The sequence below is a fragment of the Myxococcus sp. CA039A genome, from assembly GCF_013336645.1.
Classification (GTDB): domain Bacteria; phylum Myxococcota; class Myxococcia; order Myxococcales; family Myxococcaceae; genus Myxococcus; species Myxococcus llanfairpwllgwyngyllgogerychwyrndrobwllllantysiliogogogochensis.
On record NZ_JABUMQ010000287.1, the window covers coordinates 1 to 14,892 of the forward strand.

The window sequence follows — 14,892 nt, forward strand, 5'->3', positions numbered from 1 at the left end:
ACCCCACCCCCTCAGCGGGCCGGTACGTGTGGGCCGGTCATCTCCACCCCACCGTGAGGCTGGCGGCTGGCGCGGACCGCCTCCGTCTCCCATGCTTCCATCTGGGGCGAGAGGTGGGCGTGCTCCCCGCCTTCAGTGCCTTCACCGGCGGGCTCGACCTGAAGCGCCGGCCCGGGGAGCGCGTCTTCGCCCTCGCCGGCCCCTCCGTGGTCGAGGTGTAGGATGAGCGACTCCAAGCGCCGCAGGATTCTGGGCATCATCGCCACGGACACCACCTTCGAGCGCACCGAGCACCGGGGCCGAGAGGCCTGGCTGGGCAAGTGCCTGCACTGCAACGCGCATCTCGTGGTGGGGCTGGATGGCGAGCCCATCAGCCGGGCCACCATCGAGCACATCCTCCCGCGGACGGCCGGGGGGACGGATGCGCCGGAGAACCTGGGCCTGGCCTGCGCCCGCTGCAACCAGGGCAAGGGCCGCCGGCATGACCCGAACTACCACCGGGACGCGCGCGCCCGGGAGCTGGTGGAGAAGCTGCTCACCCGCCGAAAACAGCGCTGGCGGGAGCCCGACGGCGCGGACTCCGAGTGAGCCTGTCGCAAGTCTCGGTCGACGACATGTCTCTGTCCGAAGCTGAACCCGCGCGCGGGTCTGCCCATACGTCGCGTGAGCATCACGCCGAGCCATCCGAGGGCGCGCGATGATCCACCGTGGAGGGGCAAAGGCTCAACGTCGCTTCCTCCCGCCAGAAGAGAGATTCATCACCTCCGGACCGCGATTTCCCGCCTCCGCGCGAGGAAGTGGTATCCCACGGCCACAACATCAGAATGGTTGACACTGCGGTGTCGATGGTCGATGGTCCCGCGCCGCGTTGGGTTGGGCCTGGAGGAGGGACCTGCCCGCGGCAACATCCATAGAGGTTTCGTTGGACGTGACTGCTTCGCCTTCCGCGTGCCAGGAGCCGCCCCCCCGCCCCGACGGGGCCGGGATCGCCCCGCCGCTTCTCGCGTTCGGCCACGTCCGCGCCTCTTCCTCTTCTTCTGTCACCGCAGTTGTAGAAGCCCCCTTGCCCATGGTCCTGGTATGAGCGGCCCTCTGTTTCCACGCTGGACGAACACGGTGTCTCGGCTGTCCGCCGCGGCGCTTCTTGCCGTGCCCGCCATCGGTATCGGCGGCCTCATGGCTTACGTACGGTCTCCGTACGTCACCAACCAGCAGATGCCCATCGAGCAGCCCATCGAATTCGACCACCGGCACCACGCGGGGGACGAGAAGATCGACTGCCAGTATTGCCACTGGAGCGTGGACAAGGCGCCCTCCGCGGGCATCCCGTCCACCACCGTGTGCATGTCCTGCCACGCCCAGGTGTGGAACAAGAGCCCGTACCTCACCGAGGTGCGCAAGGCCTTCTTCGCCGACTCACCCATCCAGTGGGTCCGCGTCCACAACCTGCCGGACTTCGTCTACTTCAACCACGCCATCCACGTGAACAAGGGCGTGGGATGCGCCAGCTGTCACGGCCGCATCGACCAGATGGGCGCGGTGGAGCAGTTCGCTCCGCTCACCATGGCCTGGTGTCTGGAGTGTCACCGCAATCCCGAGCCGCACCTGCGGCCCTCGGAGTTCATCACGTCGATGACGTGGACTCCGCCGTCGGACAAGGCCGAGGCCATCGCGCTCGGCGAGAAGCTGAAGGATGAGTACGACGTCCACTCGCGCACGAGCTGCTCCACATGCCACCGATGAACACGAAGCGCGACGGCGCGCCGTCGCAGGAATCCTCTTCCTTCGCGCTCCCGGTCGTGTCGGACCGGCCCGCCGCGGCGCCTGACGCCGTCGGTGAGGCACTGGAGCACGCGGCAGCGAACGCCGACTCCGCCGAGCACGGCTACGGCCAGTCGTACTGGCGCAGCCTCGAGGAGAAGCTGGGCACCTCCGAGTACATGGAGGAGTCCCGCCCGGAGTTCCCCGTGGGCGCGGACCTGCCCCCCACGGGCTTCATCCGCCGCGAGTTCATGCAGTTGCTCGGCGCGTCGCTGGCCCTGGCCGGCGCCACGGCCTGCAGCACCCGTCCCGCGGACGAGAAGCTGCTGCCGTACACGAAGACGCCGCCGGAAGTGACTCCCGGCAACCCCCTGCACTACGCGTCCGCGATGACGCTGTCCGGTCACACCTCCGGCCTGCTCATCACCGCCCGCGAGGGTCGCCCGGTGAAGGTCGAGGGCAACCCCGACCACCCGGTCAACCAGGGCGCCGCCTGCACCTTCGAGCAGGCGTGGCTGCTGTCGCTCTATGACCCGAGCCGCGCGCGCGTGCTGCGCCAGGGCAAGACGCCCCGCGCCCAGCGCGTGCTCAACGAGACCATCGCGTCCCTGGTCGGCAAGTCCGCCTCGGAGAACGGTGGCTCGCGCGTGCGCTTCCTCACGGAGGCGGTGGGTTCGCCGCTGACGAGCGACCTGCGCAACCACATCATCAAGAAGCTGCCCAACGCGCGCTTCCACAGCGCCTCGTCCAACCAGGACACGCAGGCGGAGACGCTGCGCACCCTGTTCGGCGGGCAGCACGTGGCCGCGCTGTACGACTTCTCCCAGGCGGACATCGTCCTGTCGCTGGACGCGGACTTCCTGGAGAGCTGCCCGGGCAACCTGCGCAACATCCGCGAGTTCGCGGACCGTCGCGACCCGCGCAAGGGCAAGCTCAACCGCCTCTACATGGCGGAGGCCCGCTTCTCCATCACCGGCGGCATGGCGGACCACCGCCTGCGCCTGAAGTCGCAGGAAGTCCTCGGCCTCGCCGCCGCGGTGGCCCAGGCCATTGGTGGCAGCGCCGCTTCCCTGGCGGGCGCCGCGGCCGCGAAGTCGCCGCTGCGCGGTGAGCTGGGCAACTGGGTGCAGGCGGTCGCCTCCGACCTGCGCGCCGCCGGTCCCGGCCGGTCGCTGGTCATCGCGGGTGAGCGTCAGCCCGCCGCGGTCCACGCGCTGGCCCACGCCATCAACAACGCGCTCGGCAACGGCGACAAGACGGTCCGCTACATCCAGGCCCCCATCGCGGAAGCGACGGGCATGTCCGAGGTCCGCACCCTGGTGCAGGACATCGAGGCCGGCCGCGTCGACACGCTGGTCATCACCGCCTACAACCCCGTCTTCACGCTGCCGGACGACGTGGGCCTGGGCAAGGTGCTCAGCAAGGACCACCCCGCCCGCGCCAGGCTCAACGTCCTCTACACGGCGCTCTACGAGGACGAGACCAGCGCGCACGTCGACTGGTTCATCCCCGCGGCGCACCCGCTGGAGACGTGGGGCGACGGCCGCTCGGTGGAGGGCACCGTCTCCATCGCCCAGCCGCTCATCCAGCCGCTCTTCAACGGCATGCCGGAGTCGGAGCTGCTCGCCATGTTCCTGGACGAGCCCTTCCGCCCCGCCTACCAGCTCCTGCGCGACTACTGGCGCGGGCAGACGGCGAACGCGGCGGACTTCGAGGCCCGCTGGGAGTCCTGGGTCGCCCAGGGCTTCATCGAGAACACCGCGTCCAACCCCGTCGCGGGCTCGCCGGACTTCGGCGCCGCCGCCTCGCTGGTCGCGGGCTACACGTCCCCGGCCTCGGGTGACCTCGAGCTGAACTTCGTCAACGACTACAAGCTCTACGACGGCCGCTTCGCCAACAACTCCTGGCTGCAGGAGCTGCCCGAGCCCATCACCAAGATGGTCTGGGACAACGCCGCCCTGCTGGGTCCGGACACGGCGAAGGCGCTGAGCCTGGCCCCCGGCGACATGGCGGAGCTGACCTACAACGGCCAGAAGCTGACGGTGCCGGTGTGGGTGGTTCCGGGCCACGCGGACAACACCGTGACCATCGCCCTGGGCTACGGCCGCAACGGGCTGCACGAGCAGGTCGCCAAGGGCGTGGGCTTCAACGTCAACCCGATTCGCACCAGCAAGAACCCCTGGTTCGACGGCGGCGCCACGCTCACCAAGGTGCGCGGCAGCTACAAGTTCAGCCTGACGCAGACGCACTGGCGCATGGAGAACCGCCCCATCGCGCTGGACATGCCCATCTCCGAGCTGGAGCACCCGTCCACGGAGACGCAGCACACCCTGCACCGCGTGAAGGGCGAGCTGAAGCCGGGCATCCAGGACAACCTCGTCGATTTCGACTACTCCAAGGGCTACAAGTGGGGCATGGCCATCGACCTGTCCCGCTGCACGGGCTGCAGCGCGTGCGTGGTGGCCTGCCAGGCGGAGAACAACATCCCCGTCGTGGGCAAGGAGCAGGTGGGCCGCAGCCGTGAGATGAACTGGCTGCGCATCGACCGGTACTTCGAGGGTCCCGAGAACGACCCGAAGATGGTCATGCAGCCCGTGATGTGCGTGCACTGCGAGAAGGCCCCCTGCGAGTACGTGTGCCCGGTGAACGCCACCGTGCACTCGGACGAGGGCCTGAACGACATGGTGTACAACCGCTGCGTCGGCACGCGGTACTGCTCCAACAACTGCCCGTACAAGGTCCGCCGCTTCAACTACCTGCACTACACCGCGGGCAAGACGGCCACCGAGAAGATGCTGATGAACCCGGACGTCACGGTGCGCAACCGCGGCGTCATGGAGAAGTGCACGTACTGCGTGCAGCGCATCGAGCGCGCCCGCATCGACGCGCGCGTCAACAAGCACCTCATCAAGGAAGCGGACCTCAAGACGGCGTGCCAGCAGACGTGCGCCGCCCAGGCCATCGTCTTCGGCTCGCTGAACGACGAGAACCAGCTCGTCACCCAGCTCACCGAGGACGTCCGGGCCTACAAGCTCCTGCACGAGCTGGGCACCCGTCCGCGCACCTCGCACCTCATCCGCGTGCGCAACCCGAATACCGCCCTCGAGCCGGCCAAGGCCGCGACGAAGGAAGGGAGCCACTAATCATGGCCGAGACCGCCGCCACCCCGCTCGATCCGCTTGAGCCCCGGGACCTCATCCCGCCGCACCACGACGACAAGTCCCTCAACGAGACGCTGCTGGACCATGTCTGGCGCAAGCCGGGCAAGGGCTGGTTCATGCTCTTCGGCCTGACGCTCAGCGCGCTGGGTCTGCTCGTCGTCGGCGTCACCTACACGCTCGCTCGAGGCATCGGCGTGTGGGGCAACAACCAGCCGGTCGGCTGGGCGTTCGACATCATCAACTTCGTCTGGTGGGTCGGTATCGGCCACGCCGGAACGCTCATCTCCGCCATCCTCCTGCTCTTCCAGCAGAAGTGGCGCACGAGCATCAACCGCTTCGCGGAAGCCATGACGCTGTTCGCCGTCATGTGCGCCGGTCTGTTCCCGCTGCTGCACACCGGCCGTCCCTGGTTCGCCTTCTGGCTGTTCCCCTACCCCAGCACCCTGGGCGCGTGGCCGCAGTTCCGCTCCCCGCTGGTGTGGGACGTGTTCGCCATCTCCACGTACCTCACGGTGTCCGCGCTGTTCTGGTTCGTGGGCCTCATCCCGGACCTGGCCGCGCTGCGTGACTCGTCCAAGACGAAGCTCCAGCGCACCATCTACGGCCTGTTCGCGCTCGGCTGGCGCGGCTCCGGTCGGCACTGGCACAACTACAAGATCGCCTACCTGCTCCTGGCCGGCCTCTCCACGCCGCTCGTCGTCTCGGTGCACACCATCGTTTCGTTCGACTTCGCGGTGTCCCTGCTGCCCGGCTGGCACGCGACCATCTTCCCGCCCTACTTCGTGGCTGGCGCCGTGTTCAGCGGCTTCGCGATGGTGATTACGCTCATCGTCCCGGCGCGAAAGTACCTGGGTCTGCGGGACGTGATTACGGACCGCCACCTGGAGAACATGAACAAGGTCATCCTCGCGACGGGCCTCATCGTGTCCTACGGGTACATGATGGAGCACTTCATCGCCTGGTACTCGCAGAACCAGTTCGAGTTCTGGACCTTCTACGTGAACCGCGCCACGGGCCCCTACGCCGGCGTGTACTGGCTGATGATCGCCTGCAACGTCATCACCCCGAACATCTTCTGGTTCAAGAAGTGCCGCACCAGCGTGCCCATCATGTGGGTGGCCTCCATCGCGGTGAACATCGGCATGTGGTGCGAGCGCTTCATCATCATCGTGACGTCGCTGAGCCAGGACTTCCTGCCGTCCTCGTGGGGCATCTACACCCCGACCTGGGTGGACTGGTGCATCTACATCGGCACGCTGGGCCTGTTCGGCACCCTGTTCCTCCTGTTCCTGAAGTTCGTGCCCGCGGTGGCCATCAGCGAAGTGAAGGAGCTGCAGTTGGAGCTCAAGCACGCCGCCCACCAGAAATCCCACGGAGCGCACTAGAGTCATGGAAGCCACTGTCCTCGATTCCTGGGTGCTGGCCGAGTTCGAGACGCCAGATGTCCTCGTGGATGCCACCCGTCAGATGCGGGAGAAGGGCTTCCAGGGGATGGACACCTACTCTCCGTACCCGCTGCACGGCGGCTCGGAGGCCCTGGGCCTGCCCCCCTCGAAGGTCCCCTTCATCGCGCTGTGCGGTGGGCTCACGGGCCTGACCACGGCGCTCGCCATGCAGACCTGGATGAACACGTACGACTACCCGCTGAACATCGGTGGTCGTCCGCTCCTGTCCCTGCCGGCGTGGGTGCCGATTACGTTCGAGCTGAGCGTGCTGTTCGCCGCGTTCGGCATCTTCTTCGGCCTCTTGGGGCTGAGCCGGCTGCCGCAGCCGTACCACCCCGTCTTCGAGTCCGACGCCTTCCGCACCGCGTCCACCCACGGCTTCTGGCTGAGCGTGCCGCATGCGACGGGCCAGGACGCCGCGGCCGTCATTGACCAGCTCAAGGCCCTGGGTGCCACCCAGGTGACCGTCGTCACGGGAGAGAAGGAATGAGGTGGCTCATCCCCGCCGCCGGACTCGTCGCCCTGTCGGGCTGCGACGTCCCCTCGGAGTTCCTCCAGCGCATGGAGCACCAGGCCAAGTACGAGTACTACGAGGCCTCTGATTTCTGGGCGGACGGCCGTGCCATGCGCACGCCCCCGGCCGGAACGGTGCCCCGCGAGCGCTTCGACAAGCTCCCGGAGCTCAAGGACCCCGTCGCCCGGCAGACGGCCCTCAGCGGCCGCGCCAACGGCCAGCCCGTGGCCACCATCCCCGTGACGGTGGACCAGGGCCTGCTGAGCTTGGGTCAGAAGAAGTACAACATCGTCTGCTCGCAGTGCCATGGCGTGCTCGGCGACGGCAACAGCGTGGTGGCGGAGAACATGGCCCTGCGCCTGCCGCCGTCCCTGCTGGAGCTGGAGAGCAAGGCGGCGGGCCACTTCTACACGGCCATCAACGAGGGCTACGGCGTGATGCCGTCCTTCTCTGGTGAGCTCGACGTGCGCGAGCGCTGGGCCGTGGTCGCCTACGTGCGAGCCCTTCAGGAAGCCCGCAACACCCGTACGGGCGGGCAGCAGCCCGTTCCGCAGGAGAACCGATGACCCCCGCAGCCGAAGCCTCAGCCCCCCTGGAGCGCTACACCGGCACGCCGAAGTTGATGGTGCCGGCGTTCGGCCTGGGCGCCCTGGGCCTCTTGGCCACCCTGGCCGGCTTCTTCGCCTCGAGCGATGCCTATGCCAAGGGTGCGGCCGCCCACAGCTACCTGCTCGCCTTCGTCTACTGGGTGGGCATCAGCGTGGCCTTCCTCATCATGGTGGCCATCTTCCACACGGCGAAGGCCAAGTGGCTCATCGTCCTGCGGCGCACCATGGAGACGGGCGCGTCCGCGGTCCCCGTCTTCATCCTGCTCATCATCCCCGTGATTCTCATGGCGGGCTACCTGTACCCCTGGTGGCCGGGCTCGCCGCTGCGCGCCGCCATCACCGGCCTGGAGTCCGAGCACCTGTCGCACAAGGAGCACGGCTACCTGAACTGGAAGTTCACGCTCGTCCGCCACGTCATCTACTTCGTGGTGTGGGCCTTCGCGGCGTGGAAGCTGCGCGGGCTGAGCCTGAAGCAGGACGCGGAAGGCGGGCTGGACCTCACGGTGCGCATGCGCCGCTTCTCCCCCGGAATCCTCCCCTTCCTGGCGCTGACCATCACCTTCGCGTCGTTTGACTGGCTGATGAGCCTCACGCCGCTGTGGCAGTCCACCATCTTCGGCGTCTACTACTTCGCGGGCAGCTTCCTGGCCGCCTTCTGCATCCTGACCATCGCCACCACCAACGCCCGGGGCAAGGACCTCTACGGCAACGTGGTGACGCCGGCCCACTTCCACAACCTGGGCAAGCTGATGCTGGCCTTCACGGCATTCTGGGCCTACATCGCCTTCTCCCAGTTCATGCTGGTGTGGATCGCCAACATCCCGGAAGAGGCGCCCTGGTACGGCCTGCGCATCTTCGGCGCGTGGAAGCCGATGTCCATCGCCCTGTTCTTCGGCCACTTCGTGCTGCCGTTCTTCGTGCTGCTGTCACGGAATCTGAAGCTGCAGCCCCGCAAGCTGTCGGTGGTGGCCGTCTACCTGCTGGCCATTCACGCGGTGGACCTGTACTGGCTCATCTGGCCGGCGCTGACGGGGACCAACGGCCCCACCTTCCACTGGACGCTCATCACCGCGTTCCTGGGTGTGGGTGGCATCGCGGTGGGCTTCGCGCTGATGAACGCGCGCAACAACTACACGATGCCGGTGAAGGACCCCTACATCGCGGAGTCCCTGAGGTACGTGCAGCCATGAAGAAGACCCAGGTTGAGCTCGAGTCGCGTGTCATCGTCGGCGCCCACGGTGTGGCCGCCGAGGAAGACCACATCGTGATGAGCAAGGTGGTGGGCATTGGCGCCGGCTCGCTCGTCATCTTCGCGGTGGGAATCGTCTGGGCGTACGCCATCCAGGTCCGCACCATGAAGGAGGCCCAGCCGGACGGTCCTCCTCCGCGTCCGGCGGCCATGGGGCAGTACGAGGTGGGTATCGTCAACCAGCGCCTGTTCGAGCAGGACTGGCACGCCGAGGAGAAGATTGGCGGCCAGCAGCAGGCCCTGCAGGCCGGCTGGGGCGACCAGCCGGGCGTCAAGGCGCACCCCAACCTGGACGAGGCGATGAAGACCGTCATCGCCAAGAGCCGCAACCCGCCCCCGGCGCCTCCCGCGCCCGCCCCGCCGCCGGCTCCGGAGCCCACTCCGGCGCCGCGGCAGTAGCTTCCCTCACCTGCCTCGCGTAAGAGCCGTCCGCGATGATGTCCATCCTCTCCTACATCTCCCCGTGTGCCCCGCGCCGGGGGATGCTCGCCGTCGTGGCGCTGCTCGTCGCCACGGCGCTCCCGGCCTCCGCGATGCCGGGTGGGGGCAAGACGCCCCGCGCCATCGTTGAAGCACAGCAGGACGCGCCCCCGCAGCTCAAGGGTGTGGACGTGGAGGAGCACCTGGGTGAACCGGTGCCCCTGACGACCCGCTTCATCGACGTGAACGGCCAGGACGTGACGCTGGGCTCGGTGTTGCCCAAGACACTCCCCACCCTGTTGACGCTCGTCTATTACAACTGCCCCATGCTCTGTAACCTGGTGCTCAACGCCCAGGTGAAGTCCATGCGGGAGCTGGGGCTGGAGCTGGGCCGCGACTACGAAGCGGTCACCATCAGCGTCGACCCCGAAGACACCCCGGCGATGAGCAACGAGCGCCGGCGCAAGCACCTTCAGTCCATGGGGAAGCCGGAGAGCGCGCCCTGGCACTTCCTCACGGGCACCGACGAGCAGATCCACCGCATCGCCGACGCGGTGGGCTTCAAGTACACGTATGACGCGAGCACGAAGCAGTACGCCCACCCCGCGGTGGTGATGGTGCTCACGCCGGAGGGGAGCATCTCCCGGTATCTGTACGGGACGGACTTCCCCGCCAAGGACATGAAGCTGGCGTTGCTGGAGGCGGCCGGTGGCCGCGTCGGAACCAGCTTCGACCGCGTGGTGATGTCCTGCTTCAAGTATGACACCGCGACCCGGCGGTATGGCTTCTACATCTTCGGGTTCATCCGCCTGGGCGGCATGGCTGTCTTCCTCGCCCTGGCTACGATGCTGATCTATTTCTGGAGGCGCGAGCTGAAGAAAGGCGCGGCGGCATGAGCGAGCTTCTCAACAACCTTCTGTTCCTCCCGGAGAGCGCGTCCACGTTCGCGGAACGGGTCGACCTGCTGCACCACTTCGTCGTGGGAACGACGATGGTGATGTCGGCTGGCGTTGGCCTCGCGGCGCTGTTCATGTTCTTCCGGTACCGCCGGCGGATTCCCGACCAGGCAACCGAGTACGTCGTCCCCACGCTGAAGACGGAGTTCCTCTTCGTCTCCGTGCCGCTGGTGTTCTTCCTGGCCTGGTTCGGTATCGGCTTCAGGGACTTCACCTGGGTCACCACGCCGCCCAAGGACGCGATGGACGTCTACGTCATGGGCAAGCAGTGGATGTGGAAGTTCGCATACCCGGAGGGCCCCAACGGCGTGAACGTCCTTCACGTCCCGGCCAACCGTCCGGTGCGACTGCTCATCACTTCCCGGGACGTGCTGCACTCGTTCTACGTGCCGGCCTTCCGCATCAAGATGGATGCGCTGCCGGGTCGCTACACGCAGATCTGGTTCGAGGCGACCAAGCCCGGCACGTACCAGGTGCTCTGCACCGAGTACTGCGGCCTGTCGCACTCGAAGATGCTCGCGGAGGTCGTGGTCCTCCCCCAGGAGGAGTACGACGTCTGGATCAAGGACCAGCGCCGCGGCCGGTTGCAGGACCGCCAGGACGCGCTCGCGGACACCTCGCTGGTGCCGCCGGTGGCGCGCATGGTGGACCAGGGCCAGGTGCTGGCCGGGACGCAGGGTTGCCTGAAGTGCCACTCGGTGGATGGCTCGGCGCACATCGGCCCCACCTTCGTTGGCATGTATGACCGCGTGGAGAAGCTGGATGACGGCCAGACCATCCGCGTGGACGAGGCCTACATCACCCAGTCGATGATGGACCCTGGAGCCCACCTGGTGTCGGGCTACCAGAATGTGATGCCGACGTATCAGGGCAAGCTGCAGGGCCCCGAAACGGCCGCCATCGTCGAGTACATCAAGTCGCTTCGCACTCCGAACGTCCGCGAGGGCGCCTCCGAGGGACCCGCCTATGACCCCATCCAGTAGCCTCGATACGGCGGGGGCCGCCCCGCACGACGAGCACCACGACGACCACCCGAGCTATCTGGTGGATGGCACCACCATCAAGAGCTGGCTCTTGACGGTGGACCACAAGCGCATCGGCGTGATGTTCCTGTTCTTCATCCTGCTGTTCTTCCTCGTGGGCGGCATCTTCGCGATGCTCCTACGGGTGGAGCTGCTGACGCCGGGTCCGACCATCATGGACGCGATGACGTACAACCGTACGTTCACGCTCCATGGCCTGGTGATGATCTTCCTGTTCATGATTCCGGCGATTCCGGCCGTCTTCGGCAACTTCATGTTGCCGCTGATGCTGGGCGCCAAGGACGTGGCCTTCCCCCGGCTGAACCTCGCGTCGTTCTACATCTACCTGACGGGCGCCGTGTTCATGCTCTGGGGCATGCTCAACGGCGGCCTGGACACGGGCTGGACGTTCTACACCCCGTACAGCACGCACACGACGACGACGGTGGCGCCGGTGATGTTCGGCGCGTTCATCATCGGCTTCAGCTCCATCGCCACGGGCATCAACTTCATCGTCACCTGCCACACGATGCGCGCGCCCGGCATCACCTGGTTCAAGATGCCCCTGTTCGTCTGGGCCATCTACGCCACCAGCTGCATCCAGGTGCTCGCGACGCCGGTCATCGGTCTGTTGACGGTGCTGGTCGCGGTGGAGAACCTGTTCAGCTTCGGCATGTTCGACCCGGCGCGCGGCGGCGACCCGGTGCTCTTCCAGCACCTATTCTGGTTCTACAGCCACCCGGCCGTGTACATCATGGTGCTGCCCGCGTTCGGCGTGATGAGCGAGATTGTCAGCACGTACAGCCGCAAGAACATCTTCGGCTACCGCGCGGTGGCGTACTCCAGCCTCGGCATCGCCTTCGTCGGCTTCTTCGCCTGGGGCCACCACATGTTCGTGTCCGGTCAGTCGACCTTCGACGCGGGCGTGTTCGGCGTGCTCACCATGCTGGTGGGTGTGTTCACCGCCATCAAGGTCTTCAACTGGGTGGGCACCGTCTACAAGGGCGCCGTCGACTTCAAGACGCCGTTCGCCTACTTCTGCGGCTTCCTGTTCTTCACCGTGTTCGGTGGCATGACGGGCATCGCGCTGGGCACGGTGTCGCTGGACGTCCCGTGGCACGACACCTACTTCGTCGTCGCCCACTTCCACTTCATCATGGTGGGAGCGACCATCATGGCCTTCCTGGCCTCCCTCCACTACTGGTTCCCGAAGATGTTCGGGAAGACGTACCACGAGGGATGGGGCCTGGTGTCCGCGGCGCTCATCATCCTGGGCTTCAACGCGACGTTCATCCCCCAGTTCCTGGTGGGCAACAACGGCATGCCGCGCCGGTACTATGACTACCCGGAGCGCTTCCAGGCCCTGAACGTGGCCTCCACCGCGGGCGCGTCGCTGCTCGCCTTCGGCTTCATCATCATCGCGTGCTACCTGACGTACGCGCTGGTGTTCGGCGAGGCCTCTGGCAAGAACCCGTGGCGCAGCAAGGGCTACGAGTGGGTGAGCGAGTCGCCTCCGCCGACGCACAACTTCGTGGGCCCGCAGGTGACCTTCCCCGAGGAGCCCCACTTCTACGTCGACCCGAAGAAGGCCGAGGTTCCCGATGCAGTCTAGCGCCCACACCGCCGACGGCACGGCCAACGTGCCGCGCCTGGCGGAACACTTCGCGTCGCTCGAGGTGCAGAACCATGCCGCCCGTCTGGGCATGTGGCTGTTCCTGGCGACGGAAATCCTGCTCTTCGCCGGCCTGTTCGTCTGCTACGGCTGCTACCGCTTCCTCTTCCCGGAAGCGTGGGCGGCGGGCAGCCGCAGCCTGGACCTGACGATGGGCACGGTGAACACCATCGTCCTCATCACCTCCTCGCTGACCGCGGCGCTCGCGGTGCACTACGCGAAGGAGGGGAAGAACAAGATGGTGGGCGTGATGTTCGCGCTGACCCTCGTGATGGCGGTGGGCTTCCTCGTCATCAAGTACTTCGAGTACGCGCACAAGTTCCACATCGGGACGCTGCCGGGCCGGTACTACTTCTACGAGGGGATGCAGATGCCCGGCATCACCCTCTACTTCACGGTCTACTTCTGCTCGACGGCGCTGCACGCGCTGCACGTCATCATCGGCATGACGGTGCTGGCGGTGGCGATGGTCCGGGCGTTCAAGAAGAAGGACTTCGGCCCCAACAACTACACGATGGTCGAGCTGGGCAGCATGTACTGGCACCTCGTCGACCTGGTGTGGATCTTCCTGTTCCCCATGCTGTACCTGGTCTGAGGGCGACACCACCATGGCCATCGCCAACGAATCCCATCAGGAAGAGAAGAACATGCACGCGCACCACGGAGCGGGCCGCTACTGGCTCATCTGGGGTGTCCTGCTGGTGTTGACCGTCGTCACCGTCGTCACCGGCCGCATGCACCTGCCGTCCTTCGGCCTGCTGCTCGCGCTCGTCATCGCCACGGTGAAGGGCACGCTCGTCACGCTGTACTTCATGCACCTGGCCGAGCACCGGGGCGCCAACCGCATCGTCTTTGGCGTCTCCATCGTCTTCGTGGTGCTGATGCTCATCATCCCGCTCGCGGACTTCGGCACCCGCTTCCGTGGCGCCAACCCGCCCGGCTCGCAGTACAGCGACCTGCAGCCCCCCGATATCGGCACGGGCGCGCAGCGCGGCCGGTTCGGCGGTGGGCTGAGGCCGCACCAGACGAAGGACACGCCCGAGACTCCGGAACCCGGGCACCACTGATATCCCGGGGCCTTTCAAAAGGCCCCTGCTTCAACCGCGCGGCGCCGAGGGAGACTTCCCCGGCGCCGCGTTGCTTTTGTCCGGTTACAGCGCCACTTCCAGGTTGAAGGCCAGCGCGGTGTCCGTGGACACCTTGCCTTCGGGCGGCTTGCTGTCGTGCTTCACCATGAAGCTGACGCCCAGGGACAGCGACTCGGTCAGGCCCACGGAGAGCTGCGTCTGGCTGTTGGCCAGCACGCGGGAGTCACCGATGACGCTCAGCAGCACCTCGGCGTCCTCCTTCAGGAGGACTTCCTTGGTGATGCCATAGCGGAAGGCCACGCCGAAGCGCGGGCCGCCCAGGTCCACATCCGGCAGGTCCATCCGCGACGGGTAGTACTGGAAGCGCGTCTCGCGCGCGTAGCGGAAGGCGAGGTCCGTGCGCAGGTAGGACTCGCGCTCGTCCTTCGACTTCTCGTCCCACCAGAGGACGCCAAGACCGCCTTCGCCGGAGGTCCGCGACTCGACGCTGCCCACGTGGTCCGTCAGCGCGCCCGCCAGCAGGTAGCCGCTGAGCATCTTCGTGAAGCGCCGGTCCCCGCGCAGCTCCACGCCCGCGTTGAGGGCCACCAACTGCGACTCCGCCTCCTCCCCCGACACCTCCGGCGGACGGCTGCGGCCATAGTTGCCGAAGGCCTTCACGCCATAAATCCAGTGCTCGGTGGTGCGCGACGCGCTGGCCAGACCGCTGAACGTCAGGGTGGAGGCGTTGCCCGTCAGGGAGATGAGGCCCAGGCCCACGACGATGTCCCACTCCTCCTTCTTCTTCGCGGCGGCCGCGGCCGCGGCGGCTGCGTCAGCATCAGCCGGCTTCGCGGGCGTGGCGCCGGCGGCGATGCCAGCGGCGCGCTCGGCGGCCAATGCGGGCAGAAGCAGCGTGCACAGCAGCGCGACTCGGGCGGTGCTCATGAAATGCGAATCTCCTGGGTGTAGCGGGCCCCCCCTGGAATTAAGCACAACCACGACAATCAACCATTG

14 protein-coding genes and 1 pseudogene are annotated in these 14,892 nt (G+C 66.9%); 14 read left to right on the forward strand and 1 reads right to left on the reverse strand.

Annotation, left to right across the window (positions count from 1 at the left end; translation table 11 throughout):
* From HR086_RS35615 to HR086_RS35680, 14 genes and pseudogenes are all read left to right on the forward strand, one after another.
* Nucleotides 1-221, forward strand: a pseudogene (locus HR086_RS35615) (metallophosphatase); the annotation flags it as partial.
* Between the two features lies 1 nt (nucleotide 222).
* Nucleotides 223-588 (forward strand): HNH endonuclease, encoded by a 366-nt coding sequence (locus HR086_RS35620; protein ID WP_141646855.1) that lies wholly within the window; start codon nucleotides 223-225, stop codon nucleotides 586-588.
* 492 nt (nucleotides 589-1,080) lie between these two features.
* The gene (locus HR086_RS35625; protein WP_141646856.1) at nucleotides 1,081-1,743 is read left to right on the forward strand and encodes a cytochrome c3 family protein; all 663 of its coding nucleotides are present in this window, start codon (nucleotides 1,081-1,083) and stop codon (nucleotides 1,741-1,743) included.
* Nucleotides 1,740-4,904, forward strand: a complete 3,165-nt coding sequence (locus HR086_RS35630; RefSeq protein ID WP_174467853.1) for a TAT-variant-translocated molybdopterin oxidoreductase — start codon at nucleotides 1,740-1,742, stop codon at nucleotides 4,902-4,904. The genes HR086_RS35625 and HR086_RS35630 overlap by 4 nt, the downstream gene beginning before the upstream one ends.
* A gap of 2 nt (nucleotides 4,905-4,906) precedes the next feature.
* A complete protein-coding gene (nrfD, locus tag HR086_RS35635) occupies nucleotides 4,907-6,307 on the forward strand; it encodes an NrfD/PsrC family molybdoenzyme membrane anchor subunit (protein WP_141646857.1) in 1,401 nt (466 codons plus the stop codon).
* A 4-nt stretch (nucleotides 6,308-6,311) separates the two neighbouring features.
* A complete protein-coding gene (locus HR086_RS35640) occupies nucleotides 6,312-6,857 on the forward strand; it encodes a DUF3341 domain-containing protein (RefSeq protein ID WP_141646858.1) in 546 nt (181 codons plus the stop codon).
* A complete protein-coding gene (locus HR086_RS35645) occupies nucleotides 6,854-7,447 on the forward strand; it encodes a cytochrome c (protein WP_141646859.1) in 594 nt (197 codons plus the stop codon). Before HR086_RS35640 ends, HR086_RS35645 begins: the two co-directional genes overlap by 4 nt.
* Entirely contained in the window at nucleotides 7,444-8,679 is a 1,236-nt protein-coding gene (locus tag HR086_RS35650; RefSeq protein ID WP_141646860.1) for a hypothetical protein, read from the forward strand. Before HR086_RS35645 ends, HR086_RS35650 begins: the two co-directional genes overlap by 4 nt.
* Nucleotides 8,676-9,137 carry a hypothetical protein gene (locus HR086_RS35655; RefSeq protein ID WP_141646861.1) on the forward strand — a complete coding sequence of 154 codons (462 nt, stop codon included), beginning with the start codon at nucleotides 8,676-8,678 and terminating at the stop codon, nucleotides 9,135-9,137. Before HR086_RS35650 ends, HR086_RS35655 begins: the two co-directional genes overlap by 4 nt.
* 35 nt (nucleotides 9,138-9,172) lie before the next feature.
* Nucleotides 9,173-10,054, forward strand: a complete 882-nt coding sequence (locus tag HR086_RS35660; protein ID WP_141646862.1) for an SCO family protein — start codon at nucleotides 9,173-9,175, stop codon at nucleotides 10,052-10,054.
* Nucleotides 10,051-11,097: a cytochrome c oxidase subunit II gene (gene coxB / locus HR086_RS35665; RefSeq protein WP_141646863.1), complete on the forward strand. Its 1,047-nt coding sequence runs from the start codon at nucleotides 10,051-10,053 to the stop codon at nucleotides 11,095-11,097. The genes HR086_RS35660 and coxB overlap by 4 nt, the downstream gene beginning before the upstream one ends.
* Nucleotides 11,081-12,748 (forward strand): cbb3-type cytochrome c oxidase subunit I, encoded by a 1,668-nt coding sequence (locus HR086_RS35670; RefSeq protein WP_141646864.1) that lies wholly within the window; start codon nucleotides 11,081-11,083, stop codon nucleotides 12,746-12,748. The genes coxB and HR086_RS35670 overlap by 17 nt, the downstream gene beginning before the upstream one ends.
* Nucleotides 12,738-13,403 (forward strand): cytochrome c oxidase subunit 3 family protein, encoded by a 666-nt coding sequence (locus HR086_RS35675; protein WP_141646865.1) that lies wholly within the window; start codon nucleotides 12,738-12,740, stop codon nucleotides 13,401-13,403. Before HR086_RS35670 ends, HR086_RS35675 begins: the two co-directional genes overlap by 11 nt.
* 13 nt (nucleotides 13,404-13,416) lie before the next feature.
* The gene (locus tag HR086_RS35680; RefSeq protein WP_141646866.1) at nucleotides 13,417-13,875 is read left to right on the forward strand and encodes a cytochrome C oxidase subunit IV family protein; all 459 of its coding nucleotides are present in this window, start codon (nucleotides 13,417-13,419) and stop codon (nucleotides 13,873-13,875) included.
* Nucleotides 13,876-13,959: 84 nt separating this feature from the next.
* Here HR086_RS35680 and HR086_RS35685 read toward each other — a convergent pair whose 3' ends face one another.
* Complete coding sequence (locus HR086_RS35685; RefSeq protein WP_174467852.1) at nucleotides 13,960-14,823, reverse strand: DUF481 domain-containing protein; 864 nt, start codon at nucleotides 14,821-14,823, stop codon at nucleotides 13,960-13,962.
* Nucleotides 14,824-14,892 lie beyond the last annotated feature (69 nt).

Coding starts and splice junctions, on each gene's coding strand:
- HR086_RS35620 (WP_141646855.1), top strand. CDS start 223: ATGAGCGACTCCAAGCGCCGCAGGATTCTGGGCATCATCGCCACGGAC.
- HR086_RS35625 (WP_141646856.1), top strand. CDS start 1,081: ATGAGCGGCCCTCTGTTTCCACGCTGGACGAACACGGTGTCTCGGCTG.
- HR086_RS35630 (WP_174467853.1), top strand. CDS start 1,740: ATGAACACGAAGCGCGACGGCGCGCCGTCGCAGGAATCCTCTTCCTTC.
- nrfD (WP_141646857.1), top strand. CDS start 4,907: ATGGCCGAGACCGCCGCCACCCCGCTCGATCCGCTTGAGCCCCGGGAC.
- HR086_RS35640 (WP_141646858.1), top strand. CDS start 6,312: ATGGAAGCCACTGTCCTCGATTCCTGGGTGCTGGCCGAGTTCGAGACG.
- HR086_RS35645 (WP_141646859.1), top strand. CDS start 6,854: ATGAGGTGGCTCATCCCCGCCGCCGGACTCGTCGCCCTGTCGGGCTGC.
- HR086_RS35650 (WP_141646860.1), top strand. CDS start 7,444: ATGACCCCCGCAGCCGAAGCCTCAGCCCCCCTGGAGCGCTACACCGGC.
- HR086_RS35655 (WP_141646861.1), top strand. CDS start 8,676: ATGAAGAAGACCCAGGTTGAGCTCGAGTCGCGTGTCATCGTCGGCGCC.
- HR086_RS35660 (WP_141646862.1), top strand. CDS start 9,173: ATGATGTCCATCCTCTCCTACATCTCCCCGTGTGCCCCGCGCCGGGGG.
- coxB (WP_141646863.1), top strand. CDS start 10,051: ATGAGCGAGCTTCTCAACAACCTTCTGTTCCTCCCGGAGAGCGCGTCC.
- HR086_RS35670 (WP_141646864.1), top strand. CDS start 11,081: ATGACCCCATCCAGTAGCCTCGATACGGCGGGGGCCGCCCCGCACGAC.
- HR086_RS35675 (WP_141646865.1), top strand. CDS start 12,738: ATGCAGTCTAGCGCCCACACCGCCGACGGCACGGCCAACGTGCCGCGC.
- HR086_RS35680 (WP_141646866.1), top strand. CDS start 13,417: ATGGCCATCGCCAACGAATCCCATCAGGAAGAGAAGAACATGCACGCG.
- HR086_RS35685 (WP_174467852.1), bottom strand. CDS start 14,823: ATGAGCACCGCCCGAGTCGCGCTGCTGTGCACGCTGCTTCTGCCCGCA.